The organism is Phyllobacterium chamaecytisi (assembly GCF_020164455.1).
GTDB lineage: Bacteria > Pseudomonadota > Alphaproteobacteria > Rhizobiales > Rhizobiaceae > Phyllobacterium > Phyllobacterium chamaecytisi.
This window is the reverse complement of sequence record NZ_JAIQWW010000006.1, coordinates 95,997-108,417: the sequence shown is the minus strand read 5'-3', so window position 1 is coordinate 108,417 and position 12,421 is coordinate 95,997. Positions and strand designations below refer to the sequence as shown.

The 12,421-nt window shown below is 56.7% G+C and carries 14 protein-coding genes; 6 read left to right on the top strand and 8 right to left on the bottom strand.

The genetic code is table 11. The annotated features are described in order from the left end of the window. Positions 1 to 3: 3 nt before the first annotated feature. Both LB462_RS11390 and fghA read left to right on the top strand, forming a co-directional pair. Positions 4 to 654: a DUF1345 domain-containing protein gene (locus LB462_RS11390; protein WP_224507912.1), complete on the top strand. Its 651-nt coding sequence runs from the start codon at positions 4 to 6 to the stop codon at positions 652 to 654. Between the two features lie 12 nt (positions 655 to 666). Continuing rightward, entirely contained in the window at positions 667 to 1,500 is an 834-nt protein-coding gene (fghA, locus tag LB462_RS11385; RefSeq protein ID WP_224507910.1) for an S-formylglutathione hydrolase, read from the top strand. Between the two features lie 50 nt (positions 1,501 to 1,550). Here fghA and LB462_RS11380 read toward each other — a convergent pair whose 3' ends face one another. The 6 genes from LB462_RS11380 to LB462_RS11355 form a co-directional block, all read right to left on the bottom strand. Beyond that, on the bottom strand, positions 1,551 to 2,000 hold the full coding sequence (locus LB462_RS11380; RefSeq protein WP_224507908.1) for an SRPBCC family protein: 450 nt from the start codon (positions 1,998 to 2,000) through the stop codon (positions 1,551 to 1,553). Beyond that, on the bottom strand, positions 1,997 to 2,320 hold the full coding sequence (locus tag LB462_RS11375; RefSeq protein ID WP_224507906.1) for an ArsR/SmtB family transcription factor: 324 nt from the start codon (positions 2,318 to 2,320) through the stop codon (positions 1,997 to 1,999). Before LB462_RS11375 ends, LB462_RS11380 begins: the two co-directional genes overlap by 4 nt. 72 nt (positions 2,321 to 2,392) lie before the next feature. Beyond that, on the bottom strand, positions 2,393 to 3,154 hold the full coding sequence (locus LB462_RS11370; protein WP_224507904.1) for an RES family NAD+ phosphorylase: 762 nt from the start codon (positions 3,152 to 3,154) through the stop codon (positions 2,393 to 2,395). After that, positions 3,114 to 3,500 carry an MbcA/ParS/Xre antitoxin family protein gene (locus LB462_RS11365; protein ID WP_224507902.1) on the bottom strand — a complete coding sequence of 129 codons (387 nt, stop codon included), beginning with the start codon at positions 3,498 to 3,500 and terminating at the stop codon, positions 3,114 to 3,116. Before LB462_RS11365 ends, LB462_RS11370 begins: the two co-directional genes overlap by 41 nt. A gap of 269 nt (positions 3,501 to 3,769) precedes the next feature. Beyond that, positions 3,770 to 5,149: a cytochrome P450 gene (locus LB462_RS11360; RefSeq protein ID WP_224507900.1), complete on the bottom strand. Its 1,380-nt coding sequence runs from the start codon at positions 5,147 to 5,149 to the stop codon at positions 3,770 to 3,772. Between the two features lie 79 nt (positions 5,150 to 5,228). Then, positions 5,229 to 5,663: a hypothetical protein gene (locus LB462_RS11355; RefSeq protein ID WP_224508267.1), complete on the bottom strand. Its 435-nt coding sequence runs from the start codon at positions 5,661 to 5,663 to the stop codon at positions 5,229 to 5,231. Between LB462_RS11355 and LB462_RS11350 the strand changes: the two genes are divergently transcribed. The 3 genes from LB462_RS11350 to gyrB all read left to right on the top strand — a co-directional run bounded on the left by LB462_RS11350 (position 5,622) and on the right by gyrB (position 10,315). Then, positions 5,622 to 7,136 carry a S10 family serine carboxypeptidase-like protein gene (locus tag LB462_RS11350; protein ID WP_224508240.1) on the top strand — a complete coding sequence of 505 codons (1,515 nt, stop codon included), beginning with the start codon at positions 5,622 to 5,624 and terminating at the stop codon, positions 7,134 to 7,136. The genes LB462_RS11355 and LB462_RS11350 overlap by 42 nt on opposite strands. Next, the gene (locus tag LB462_RS11345; RefSeq protein WP_224507898.1) at positions 7,133 to 7,564 is read left to right on the top strand and encodes a hypothetical protein; all 432 of its coding nucleotides are present in this window, start codon (positions 7,133 to 7,135) and stop codon (positions 7,562 to 7,564) included. The genes LB462_RS11350 and LB462_RS11345 overlap by 4 nt, the downstream gene beginning before the upstream one ends. A gap of 309 nt (positions 7,565 to 7,873) precedes the next feature. After that, the gene (gene gyrB / locus LB462_RS11340) at positions 7,874 to 10,315 is read left to right on the top strand and encodes a DNA topoisomerase (ATP-hydrolyzing) subunit B (protein ID WP_224507896.1); all 2,442 of its coding nucleotides are present in this window, start codon (positions 7,874 to 7,876) and stop codon (positions 10,313 to 10,315) included. Positions 10,316 to 10,355: 40 nt separating this feature from the next. On the opposite strand, the gene LB462_RS11335 is transcribed toward gyrB, so the two are convergent. Together LB462_RS11335 and LB462_RS11330 are read right to left on the bottom strand one after the other, a co-directional pair. Next, on the bottom strand, positions 10,356 to 10,769 hold the full coding sequence (locus tag LB462_RS11335) for a type II toxin-antitoxin system VapC family toxin (protein ID WP_224507894.1): 414 nt from the start codon (positions 10,767 to 10,769) through the stop codon (positions 10,356 to 10,358). Beyond that, positions 10,766 to 11,014, bottom strand: coding sequence for a plasmid stabilization protein (locus tag LB462_RS11330; RefSeq protein WP_114427909.1), 249 nt, complete (start codon positions 11,012 to 11,014; stop codon positions 10,766 to 10,768). Before LB462_RS11330 ends, LB462_RS11335 begins: the two co-directional genes overlap by 4 nt. A 331-nt stretch (positions 11,015 to 11,345) precedes the next feature. Here LB462_RS11330 and LB462_RS11325 point away from each other — a divergent pair, with 331 nt between their 5' ends. Next, positions 11,346 to 12,401 carry a dipeptidase gene (locus LB462_RS11325; protein ID WP_224507892.1) on the top strand — a complete coding sequence of 352 codons (1,056 nt, stop codon included), beginning with the start codon at positions 11,346 to 11,348 and terminating at the stop codon, positions 12,399 to 12,401. Positions 12,402 to 12,421 lie beyond the last annotated feature (20 nt).

Here is a 12,421-nt window from a genome sequence, read left to right as displayed (position 1 = left end):
GCGATGTGGAAGCGGCATAATCCCTTCTATGTGGCGGCTTTTGTTGGCATCATCGCTCTCGCTCTGGCGCTCTTCTTTGCGCCACGCAATGCCTATGTCGTCGCGGCCAATGTCTTCTTCGTGATTTATCTGGTTCTCTCCATGATCAAGGTCCGGAAACTGACGCCGGAATACCTGCACCGCAACGCGGCCAAATCCGACGAGCCGGTGTGGATCATATTTGCGGTGACCTTCGGCACGGTCGTCGTCGCCGTCAGTTCGCTGTTCGTGCTGATCAATTCCGGCGAGGATCCGCACCCGCTCGATCTCTCGCTGGCACTGGCCGCAGTGCCGCTCGGCTGGTTCACCGTGCACATGATGGCGGCCATCCATTATGCCCACCTCTACTGGCAGCCGGACGAGACGGCGGAGGGTGCAAAGAAGACGCCCCGCAAACATGTCGGCGGGCTCGACTTCCCGGGCGACAAGGAGCCCGGCGGTTATGATTTTCTCTATTTCTCATACGTCATCGGCATGACGGCCCAGACATCGGATACTGCGATCACGAGTACAGATATGCGCAAGATTAATCTGCTACATGCCATTGTCTCATATGTCTTCAACACGGTGCTCGTTGCCGCCGCTGTCAACGTCATCGTTTCGCTGGGCCAATAATCAGGGGAATTTATGGAAACGCTATCGATCGCCAAAAGCTTTGAGGGTATCCAGGGCGTCTATCGCCATCGCAGCGATGCCTGCCAGTGCGACATGACCTTCGCGGTTTTCCTGCCGCCACAGGCAAAGGAGCATCCGGTGCCGCTGCTCTGGTACCTGTCAGGCCTGACCTGCACTCATCAGAACGTCATGGACAAGGGCGAATATCGCCGCGTTGCCGCCGAGCTTGGAATTGCGATCATCTGCCCGGATACCAGCCCGCGCGGCGAGGATGTCCCCGATGAAAAGGACAATTGGCAGTTCGGCAGCGGCGCCGGTTTCTATCTCGACGCGACAGAGGCGCCTTGGTCGACGAATTATCGTATGGCGAGCTATATCGCCTATGAACTTCCCGAACTGGTTGCCGCGCAGTTTCCAGTCGACGTGACGCGGCAGAGCATTTTTGGCCACTCCATGGGCGGTCACGGCGCTATCACCCTGGCCTTGAAAAATCCGGAACGCTTCAGGTCGGTGTCCGCCTTTGCGCCTATCGCACGGCCGATGGTTGCGGGCTGGTCGCGTCCCGCCTTCGAGAAATATCTCGGCAGCGATGAAGCGGCGTGGCGCGCCTATGACAGCGTGGCGCTAATCGAGGACGGCTACCGCGTGCCCGAATTGCTGGTGGATCAGGGTAAGGCCGATGGTTTTCTTGATGACGGGCTTCGGCCCTGGTTGCTGGAAGAGGCCTGTGCCAAAGCCGACATCCCGCTGACGCTCAACATGCGCGACGGCTACGACCACTCATATTTCTTTATCTCGACCTTCATGGCCGATCATATCGCCTGGCACGCTGACAGACTGTCTTAAGCGTCTGCGACCATCTCATCGGTTTGAGATGGTCGCGTTTCCCTTGCTGCTCAGACGAGCTTGCCAACCACGTGGTCCAGCTGTCCGATGAATTTCTGCCAGCCATATTGTGCACCGCGATAGTTGGCCTCGTCGTTTTGACCGAAGCCGGATTGCTCCATGCGCAGGTATGTGCCGTCTTTCACGGGGGTGAGCGTGAAGGTGACGATGGTCTTGACGCCGTTTGCCGCTTCGTCGCCGGAGGCGCTCCAGCTATAGGAGAGGCGTTGCGGCGGTTCTACCACCAGGACTTCGCAGTCGGTGACGCCGTTCCAGTTCGGCATGGGCGGGGCGCGGAAGTTGAACCGGTGACCGACGACAGGCTCAAAGTCGTTGCTCATGAGCCAGTCAGCGATGAGCGGGCCCTGGGTGAGTGCACGCCAGACTTTTTCCGGCGCGTGCGGCATTTCCCGTTCGATGATGAGAGAACGTGTGGCTGTAGCTGTAGCATGTTGGGTCATTGGTCCATCCTGTTTAACAAATCTTCGAGACGATCGAACCGCTCACGCCAGAATGCGCCGTAGAGGCCCATCCAGTCGATCAGCGGCGCAAGACCTTTCGGTTCCGCGCTATAATGGGTTTGGCGCCCGTCGGGCCTATCCCGCACGAGGCCGGCAAGCTTGAGCACGCCGAGATGCTTGGAAACGGCAGGCTGCGAGATACCGGAATATTCCGTCAACACCCGCACGTTTTGCTCGCCGTGCCGCATCAGCTGTTCGAAAATTGCGCGGCGTGTCGGGTCGGCGAGAGTGCGGAAAATACCGTCGGCTGTTGTGTGCATAATTGATAACCCATGAGCTATGAATTAATCCATAGCTCTACAGTTATGAATCTGTCAAGCCGAAAAATGAAATTATGATTTGGTTTTTTCTGCCAGTCGCGGGTCGTTGGCAAAAATCTCTCGGCTCAACCCAAGCCTGATTTCAGGCTGGTCGCAGATGGCGTTGACGCCATGGCCGGAGAAATGCAGCCGCCATGTCGTCATGCGCGTCGGGTTCGGCATGGCAAAGCAGCCGCACGAAAGCAGCGCAAGATTGATCCCGCCAAGTGGATCGCGCACGGATTGATAGCGTATAAGGTCTATATCCGCCTCATGCGCCACGTCAGCAAGGTCGAGACAGGTGGAATAGTCAGTCAGGTGAGTCCAACGCTCGGCCTGATCGGCAAAGGGTGCGACGGTCAGATCGATTGCGCTGGTGGTGGCGTAGCGCGCTTCGAACGCGGTGAACTCCAGTGCGTTGCGCGGCCAGGGTGTTGCGGGACTTTCGGCAAAGAATAGCAGCCGGTAGAAGGCGGTTTCGGCGACAGCGGTTTCGACATTCTCGCTGGCATAGAAGACGCCGGGCGAATAACCTTCACGTCGAAAGCGCGAATTACCGGGATAGCGGCCATAGCGAAACGGCGTTGCCAGCAGGTAGTCCAGATGAACGCACGCCGGCGGAAGCGGTGGCTTGGTGGCTTCAAGCTCGTCTTCAAGCAGGGCCTGCTCGTCGAGCGTGTCGACCAGCTTCATGGTGGAAACGCGGTGCTGCGCTTCAACCAGACGCCAGCAGGCGCCATGCAGAGATCGCGATTCAGATCGGAGCGCGTCGGGCGTCCAGATAGGCAAGGACATGGGCGAGACCGTCAATGGTTTTGATCCGGTTGAGCGGCTTGCCGCCGAGCATGGTATTGTCAGTGCGCATCCACTGCCGTGCTACGCTATCGTCGCCGCCGACAATGGCATCGAGCGAGCGATAGAGACGGATGAACAGGAGTGCGAGTTCATAGCTCTTGCCGGTGAGCGGGCCGCCGCTACTCTCGCTGCGCTTGAGCCGGGAAATGCTGGGTTCGGACAGACCGACGACGGTTGATAGCTCTCTGGCGGTCAGGCCGAGCAATTCAGCGGAACGCAGCAGCGCCTTGGACACGACGGCGGTCTTGCTTGGGGTGGCTTCAATATGTTGCGCAGTGGTTCGCATGCGAGTTCCTTTCACTAGAAATAAATATACATTAAATTTCTGGTGAAATCAAGGGTGGTGGTGGCGCCGGTTATCTCTCCCCTTGTGGGAGAGAAAGGATTTTCCTGGGTTTAGCCTCTTTGCTAAATCCTTGGAAAATCCAAGTGAGGGGGTAGTACGATGATTGCAATCCCCTCTCTGGTGATTTCTAGCACTTAGCAAGGGCTAAGATGCTGAAATCACTTTCTCTCCCACAAGGGGAGAGATAATCGGCATCTACCTCGCGAACTCTACCGTCTCGCAGTCACACTCATCGGCAATCCGCCGTCGGGTTGTGTCGTCAGTTTCTGCACGGGCCATGGCTTTATATCCTCTGCGATATCGAAGCGATAGCGATGCAGCAGGGTCGCCAAAGCGATGATCGCCTCTTGCAGGGCAAAGCTTGCGCCGATGCAGACACGTGGCCCGGCACCGAATGGCAGATATTGGAATCGATCAATCTTGTCGCGGTTCTCCGGGTGGAAACGCGATGGCATGAAGGCTTCGGGGTTTTCCCAGTAAAGCCGATGCCGGTGCACAGTCCAGGGCATGACAAGGACGGCGGCACCCTTCGGGAGCACCAGGTCCTTGTATTGGTCGTCCTCGATCGGTTCGCGATTGATCGACGGCGCGGGGGGATAAAGCCGCATGGCCTCTTCGAATGCCGAGCGGGTGAAGGGCAGGGCGTCCAGCCATTGATGCGGTGGCGGGACCTCGCGCTGACCCATGAAGGCATCGATCTCCTGCTCGATCAGATCGCGTTCCCATGGCGCCTTTGCCAATAGATACAGTGTCCACCCGAGTGCCCGCGCCGTGGTTTCGTGGCCAGCGCCGATGAAGGTGATGATATTGTCCTCGATCTCGGCGCGCGAAAGCCCCTGCGGGCCTTCGGCTTTCAGTAGAAGGGTGAGGAAATCATTCGGGACCTTGTCGCCTTCCTTTTCCATGCGGGCCTTGCGCATCTCCATCGTGTTGGCGACGATCTGGCGGAAGAAGGCGAGAGCGCGGCGGCCCCGTATCTGGGTGAAGCGCGGCAGCCATGCAGGTGCTCCGAGAAGATCGAGAGGATCGACCCGGCCCATGGTTTCGAACAGGCGGTCGACCTCGTGAGAAAACTGGTCCGGATCACCGGCGATTTCTCCGGAAAACAACGTGTCCGCAAGAATGTCATAGGTCAGCATGGTCATGTCGCGCGACACATCGGTCGTGCCAGTCAGACCATCGTAGCGGTCGGCGAAAACATCGGTCGTGCGCTTCATGCTTTCCGCGAAACCATCGATGTGTCGCGGCGTGAAAACCGGCGCCATCGCCTTGCGCGAACGCCGCCAGACATCGCCTTCCGCCGTCAACAGTCCATCGCGCAGGATAGGGCGAAGGATGCGCTGGCGTACCGCCGCCATCTTATAATTCTTCGCGTTATCGACGAGCACATGGCGGATCAGCCCCGGATCGTTGGCGATGATCGTGTGGGCGAAGGACCAGTCGATGGAAACCCAGGGTTCATTGTAGGAAGGCTCGCCCCACAATTCGAGCGGATTGCGGTAGATGGTGCGGATAAGCTGCAATGTGCCGACCGGACCGGTACGGGGTACTGGCGCCGGCGGGACAAAAGCGGTCGGTATCGTATCCATTCATCACCTCCGCCATGGATGTGGGTATAAGCGGGGAAAAAGTCTACCAATTGACCGGAGTTGGCGGCGCCTTACCCTACTAATTGCTACGTTGACGCAAAGAGCCGAATGCGTTCTGGTCCAGCCTGAATACGTCCGACAGTCTATTTTGCGCATCATTTTTTGAAGAACATACCAGAAACATATTCAAATCGATATTGTGAGGTTTTTCGCCATGCTTTTTCGCCTGTGCTGGCTTTTTCTGGCGGTCTTTCTGGCGTCGTGCAGCGGGAGTTCGGATTCTGAGGACGAGGATGCCAGTAGATCCGCTATCAGCACGTTTGAAATTCCGGATCTCTCGCAGGCTAAGCAAGAACCGGACATTCCCGCTATTCATCCTGAGTTCTTGAGTGATCCAGATTATGGCCCCGAGGGCAAGTTTTACGAGAACGAATTCAGTGAAAGGCCAACCAGCAAAATTCATACGATTTACTTGAAAGGCAATCCGATACAATTCGCGGTAACCGCTGGCCATCTAGAGGCCGGAAGTTCCGGCAACGCTTCGGCGAGCAGTCTTGGGAAGGCGGCAATTTTCTATACGGCCTATGCGCGGCTAGACCTGCCAAAGACCACGCGACCTGTAACCTTCATTTTCAATGGAGGGCCGGGCGGCGCTTCGGCAGTGATGGACGTTGGTTTCCTTGGACCGATGCGGTTCGACTGGAATGCGCCGACGTTTGCGTTGGCCGATAACCCCAACACGTTGCTCGACAAGACGGACCTCGTCTTCGTTGACCCGGTTGGAACGGGCTATTCCAAAGCCATCTTTCCAAATAAAAATGATGATTTTTGGGGAGTCGATGATGACGCAAGCGTACTCGCCGATTTCATCATCCAATATATCAACGCCAATCAACGCCAGGAATCGCCCAAATATCTCTATGGTGTTTCATATGGCGGCATTCGCGTTCCAATCATCGGGCGGATGCTGATTGAAAGCGGGACGACCAAATATACCGAGAAGAAGGATTCAAAGAACGTTCTTGCCGGCTTGATTCTGAACTCGCCGGTTCTCGATTATGAAGCAGATTGTCTGTCGAATGATGCACCATGCGGCGGTAATCTTCCGACCTATGCAGCGGTTGTTGCTGACTGGGAGAAATCCCTTGAACGCAGCGGCAAGCCGATCGAGGCAATTCCGGACGATTTAGGCGCATTTGTCCGGGATTATAACAAATACTATTATTCGTCGTTCAGTGGCGTCGATAATAGAAAGGTAAAAGACCGGACAAAATGGGAAGCTTTTCTCAAGCAGCCAGAGGCTCCGCCCTTCCTGGACCGGTTGTATCGACTGACCGGCATAGGTAAGATTTACGCGCCTGGCGACAGTAAAGCCAACAATCCCTGGATAGAAGAACCGAACATGAACAGCTTCGAATTCAGCTGGTTCTTCGATTCAGGCGAAGACAGGATGTTGTTGCTCGCCGATGGGCGGATGACTATCAAACTTTCCGATACCGATCCGGCCTTTGACCGTAGGCCCGTTTTTGACCCCCTTGCTCAACGATATCAACGCGAGTTTATAGGCTATAGTTCCAATTTAGGTTACATGGGAAGTAATGGCGAAGTCATCGACAATTGGGATTTCCGGTCGCATCATCCCGATGATCCCATCAAGCCCGACAGGGAAGTATCAAGCATTCCCGACCTCTCAGCGAGCCTTCGCCTCAACTCTGATTTGAAAGTTTTGGTTCAGCACGGATATTACGACCTCAACACGCCATTCTATCAGTCCGAACTTGTTCTTGCGGCGCTGCCGGCAGCAATGAAAGTACCGGTCAAATTGTATGAGGCCGGTCACGGTATTGGTCCTGGAGATGGCCCTGAAGCCAAACTCGTCCTCTATAGTAGAGTGCTGAGCGATCTTAATACATTTTATGATCGGCCGCAGCCTGATGGCGTGTTGACGGCCATGCGTTCCCCTCTTCCTGAAACGGTGCAGCCATGAGAGGTCGTTTTATCATCGGAATGGCGGTGCTGCTTGCCATGCAGTGCCAGGTAGCGTCATCGAACGCTGCCGAAACCATGGCGCGCTTCAAGCCTGACAGACAGATACAGGGACGATTGTTGCGGAGCACTGTGCCGCCATCAAAGCGCTCGAACCAAGGTGAGGTTCCCCTTACCCGGGAGACGGTGAGCGCTGCAGTCGATGCCCGTATCAAGGTCCTCTTCGACCGTGCAGCTGATCCTGCAACGCAACTCGTTACTTTTGCCTCGGCAGAAAAGGCCGGTGTCGGTTATTTCACCGGTCATTTTGCCGACATCGACAGGGATAGGGATGGCAGCCTCACCTTTGGCGAAGTGAAAGGTTTCCTCGATGCACAATCGCCCATTGCAAAGCCGTCCGCCGAGGGCAGCGTGCAGATCATTGAATGATCGGAGTCCACGCAGAAATTGCCAACTGCCCACGCTCTGACGGGAACTGTCGGGCGGTAGGAGATGCCGTTTGCCGCAAAATGAGACAAACGCCGGTAAGTGCCAGTCTGCTTTCATGCGGTATGGGTTGAAGGCACGTTGCGCCGCCCGGGCAAAATCCCGCCATCATCCGTGGATATCAAGCCCTCCAGAATTGGAAAAACCTGCATTAATCACTATATCTAATGCGGTAATGGGGCCATGATTCGCCCAAGCTATGCTATAAGGACGGGCGCGCCAGTTCAGGCGTCAGGAAAGATTGAATTTTATATGAGTGATACACCCGAGATGACAGTCGAATCCTCACCGGAATATGGTGCGGAGTCCATCAAAGTCCTCAAGGGGTTGGATGCTGTACGCAAACGCCCTGGAATGTATATCGGTGATACGGATGACGGATCCGGCCTTCACCACATGGTCTACGAAGTCGTCGACAATGCCATCGACGAAGCGCTTGCGGGCCACGCGACGCGTGTCACCGTCACATTGAATCCGGATGGTTCCTGCACGGTGACCGACAACGGCCGCGGTATCCCGACCGATATGCACTCCGAGGGTGTTTCCGCGGCGGAAGTCATCATGACGCAGCTGCATGCCGGTGGTAAGTTCGACCAGAACTCCTACAAGGTTTCCGGTGGTCTGCATGGCGTTGGCGTTTCCGTCGTCAATGCGCTGTCTGTCTGGCTGAGGCTGAAGATTCGCCGCCAGGGCAAAATCTACGAGATGAGCTTCACCCATGGCGTCGCCGATGCGCCATTGAAGGAGACGGGCGATTCCGATGGGTTGACCGGGACGGAAGTTTCGTTTCTGCCATCGACCGACACATTCACCATGGTGGAGTTCGATTTCAAGACACTCGAACACCGGTTGCGCGAACTCGCGTTCCTGAATTCGGGCGTGCGCATTCTGCTTGCCGATCGCAGACATGCGGACCCTGTCGATCTCGAGCTCTTCTACGAGGGCGGACTGACCGCATACGTCAAGTATCTCGACCGCACCAAGAAGGAACTCGTCAACGAACCGATCTATATTCGCGGCGAGCGTGATGACACGGTAGTGGAAGTCGCCATGTGGTGGAATGACAGCTACCATGAGAATGTTCTCTGCTTCACCAACAATATTCCGCAGCGCGATGGCGGCACACACCTTGCCGGTTTCCGGGGTGCCTTGACACGCCAGATGACCGGCTACGCGGAAAACACCGGCCAGGCCAAGAAAGCCAAGGTCACGCTCACGGGCGATGATTGCCGCGAGGGGTTGACCGCAGTTCTTTCCGTCAAGGTTCCTGACCCGAAGTTTTCCTCGCAGACCAAGGACAAACTTGTTTCGTCCGAAGTGCGCGCGGTCGTGGAAAGCCTCGTCAACGAGGCGCTTTCGACTTGGCTCGAAGAACATCCGGCTGAGGGCAAGGTCCTCGTCGAAAAGGTCATCCAGGCTGCCTCCGCTCGCGAGGCTGCTCGTAAAGCGCGCGACATCACCCGCAAGAATTCGCTGAGCATCAGCTCGCTGCCGGGCAAGCTTGCCGATTGCCAGGAAAAGGATCCGGCCAAATCGGAAATCTTCATCGTCGAGGGTGACAGCGCCGGTGGCTCCGCCAAGGGCGGACGTTCGCGTCAGAACCAGGCGATCCTGCCGCTGCGCGGCAAAATCCTCAATGTCGAACGCGTCAAGCTTGACCGCATGTTGTCATCCGACCAGATCGGCACGCTGATTTTGGCACTCGGCACCAGCATCGGCAAGGATGAGTTCAATCCGGACAAGCTGCGCTATCACAAGATCATCATCATGACCGACGCTGACGTGGACGGCGCGCATATTCGTACATTGCTTCTGACGTTCTTCTTCCGCCAGATGCCAGAGCTGATCGAGCGCGGCCATATCTATATTGCGCAACCGCCGCTCTATAAGGTTTCGCGCGGAAAATCCTCGCAATACATCAAGAACGAAGTCGCCTATGAGGAGTTTCTGATAGATTCCGGGCTGGAAGAAGCCGCGCTGGAGCTCGACTCCGGTGAGGTTCGCACGGGTCCCGACCTGCGCTCCGTCATCACCGATGCATTGGCTGTTCGTCATCTGCTGCAGGGTTTGAACACCCGCTATGATCGCGCGGTCGTTGAACAGGCGACCATCGCCGGTGCGCTCAACCCGGAAGCCATTTCCGACACGGCGAGAGCCCAGGCGCTGGTGACCGAGGTTGCCGGGCGCCTTGATCTGATCGCAGAGGAAACCGAAAAGGGCTGGAGCGGCCGTCTGGCGACGCCGGATGACGGTGTCGACGGCTATATCTTCGAGCGTTCGCTGCGCGGCGTCAAGGAAACGGTCACGCTCGATATGGCGCTGATCGGTTCGGCCGATGCGCGCCAGCTCGACCGCTATTCAGCGCGTCTGCATGACATCTATTCCAAGCCGCCAGTTCTGCGCCGCAAGGACAAATCGGATTCCGTTGCGGGACCTATTGCCCTGCTGGAGGCTGTGTTTGCCGCCGGGCGCAAGGGTCTCTCGTTGCAGCGCTACAAGGGTCTCGGCGAGATGAATGCAGATCAGCTCTGGGAAACGACGCTGGATCCCAATGCGCGCTCGCTGCTGCAGGTGAAGGTGAACGATGCCACCGACGCCGACAGCCTGTTCTCAAGATTGATGGGCGACGATGTCGAGCCTCGGCGTGAATTCATCCAGGATAATGCGCTGAGCGTGGCCAATCTCGACGTTTAGGTGGCATCAAAGTTTGAGATAGCCTCAAGAGGTTATTGCCTCATCTTTCCCAAGGAGAGATGAGGTTGAGGCCAGTTGTGCTGAAATCGGTGACATTCCGGGTGGCCAAACGGCCGCCATTCACCCGAACGATGGCTGCGATCATGCCATCAGGAGCCGACATTATTGACCCTTGCCGTGTGGCAGTTCCCATAATCTCGCCATAAGCCATCGCCGCCTCTTCGGTTAAACCAAATATGCGGTCAGCAAACCGCCGACGCCAGTCCGAGAGACCCCGCTCCAGGCGAAGGGCGCGCTGGTCAGGCAATATTTTCTGAATGCCAAACGCAATTTCTGCGATGGTTACCGTCGGTAAAGCCAGTTCTGAATCATGCCGGACGAGCCAAGAGATGACAGCCTCGCTTGGCGCCTTGCGTAGGGTTTCGGAAAGAACATTGGTGTCTAGAAATATCAAAGCTCAGGACCCGGATGGCCGCGACGTCCTTGTCTGATGACAGCCTCCAGATCGATATCTGTACCGGCATCTTTTGACAGGCGGTTGTAGAATGCCGACGCTGGCTCCCGGCCGGTTTCGCGGATTTCATAGGACTCAAGAGCCCGCTCAACAATTTCGGCGATTGATCTGTTTTCACGGCTCGCCAGGCGATGTGCCAAGTCGCGTGCTCTGGCGCTGCGCACAGACAATTGAGGTTCGGCCATCCGGATGCTCCATTTTGGGAGGAATATAGGTCATATCCACGCTGCCATCAAGATGGCTACCCACCATGGCAGCTCAAATCTGCCATGTCGCATTGGCTCCTCTCCCCGCAATATCCTTTCGTCATCGACGCAGGCGCACCACGACCTGCAGGTTACGCCTGTTGGGCGTTGGCCCCGTGAGCGGCTTTTATACTTTTGTACAACAACTCTCTTGCCTGTTCGCGGGCATCATGATCTTTTGTCGAAAAAGGCGACGGGCGCCGAGGGGTCGAAGAGAGATTACCCGGCGAACATGTGGCCTTTTTTCAAGTCAATCTGATCGGGAATTGAAATGCAGCCTGTCTTCGATGGTCACAACGATGTGCTTTACCGGTTGTGGAAACATTCGAGAGACGGAGTGGATCCGGTTCAGGAGTTCATCGAAGGCACCAGCTCCGGGCATATCGACAAGATCAGGGCGCTCAAGGGCGGGTTGATCGGCGGGCTCTGCGCCATCTATGTTCCATCCGGTGATCTTGCCTTCAAGGCGCCAGACGCCAATGGCCATTATTCGACGCCGCTCGCCGCGCCGCTGGAGCGGGCCCCATCCCTCGACATCGCGCTTGAAATGGCTTCGATCGCGCTGAAGCTCCAGCGGTTCGGTGGCTGGAAATTGTGCCGCAGCACGGCCGAGATTACCGAGTGCATGCAAAGCGATATGTTCGCTGCGGTGCTCCATATGGAGGGCTGCGAGGCGATTGACGGCGATCTCGCCGCGCTCGATGTATTCTACGCCGCCGGCTTGCGTTCGCTCGGTCCAGTGTGGAGCCGCAACAATATCTTCGCCCACGGTGTGCCCTTCGCCTATCCGATGAGCCCGGATACGGGACCCGGACTCACCGCTATCGGCGAAGAACTGGTCAAGACCTGCAATCGCCTTGGTATCCTCATCGATCTCGCGCATATCACCGAAAAGGGCTTCTGGGATGTGGCGCGGATCAGCGATCAGCCGCTTGTCGCCAGTCATTCCAATGTGCACGCGCTGACGCCTGTCGCGCGCAATCTGACAGACAAGCAGCTTGACGCCATACGAGAAAGCCGGGGGATCGTCGGGCTAAATTATGCGGTGGCCATGCTGCGCCCCGACGCGCGCGAAAATGCCGATACGCCGCTGACCGACATGGTCCGCCACATCGACTACATGGTCAACCGCATGGGTATCGATTGCGTAGCACTTGGTTCTGATTTCGACGGTGCTAAAATCCCCGGCGAGATTGCCGATGCGAGCGGCAATCAAAATCTTGTCGCGGCGTTGCGGGACGCCGGATATGCCGGAGATGACCTGGCAAAAATCTGCCGCGAAAACTGGCTGCGGGTATTACGCTCGGCCTGGCACGAAGAAAATTAAAAAAGTCAAATTGCTCATAA

Excerpts from the sequence above, each read along its gene's own strand:
- LB462_RS11390 (WP_224507912.1), top strand. The coding sequence starts at position 4 with ATGTGGAAGCGGCATAATCCCTTCTATGTGGCGGCTTTTGTTGGCATC.
- fghA (WP_224507910.1), top strand. The coding sequence starts at position 667 with ATGGAAACGCTATCGATCGCCAAAAGCTTTGAGGGTATCCAGGGCGTC.
- LB462_RS11380 (WP_224507908.1), bottom strand. The coding sequence starts at position 2,000 with ATGACCCAACATGCTACAGCTACAGCCACACGTTCTCTCATCATCGAA.
- LB462_RS11375 (WP_224507906.1), bottom strand. The coding sequence starts at position 2,320 with ATGCACACAACAGCCGACGGTATTTTCCGCACTCTCGCCGACCCGACA.
- LB462_RS11370 (WP_224507904.1), bottom strand. The coding sequence starts at position 3,154 with ATGTCCTTGCCTATCTGGACGCCCGACGCGCTCCGATCTGAATCGCGA.
- LB462_RS11365 (WP_224507902.1), bottom strand. The coding sequence starts at position 3,500 with ATGCGAACCACTGCGCAACATATTGAAGCCACCCCAAGCAAGACCGCC.
- LB462_RS11360 (WP_224507900.1), bottom strand. The coding sequence starts at position 5,149 with ATGGATACGATACCGACCGCTTTTGTCCCGCCGGCGCCAGTACCCCGT.
- LB462_RS11355 (WP_224508267.1), bottom strand. The coding sequence starts at position 5,663 with ATGGCCAGCGGTTACCGCGAATTGTATCGGATTGCCTTTCAAGTAAAT.
- LB462_RS11345 (WP_224507898.1), top strand. The coding sequence starts at position 7,133 with ATGAGAGGTCGTTTTATCATCGGAATGGCGGTGCTGCTTGCCATGCAG.
- gyrB (WP_224507896.1), top strand. The coding sequence starts at position 7,874 with ATGAGTGATACACCCGAGATGACAGTCGAATCCTCACCGGAATATGGT.
- LB462_RS11330 (WP_114427909.1), bottom strand. The coding sequence starts at position 11,014 with ATGGCCGAACCTCAATTGTCTGTGCGCAGCGCCAGAGCACGCGACTTG.
- LB462_RS11325 (WP_224507892.1), top strand. The coding sequence starts at position 11,346 with ATGCAGCCTGTCTTCGATGGTCACAACGATGTGCTTTACCGGTTGTGG.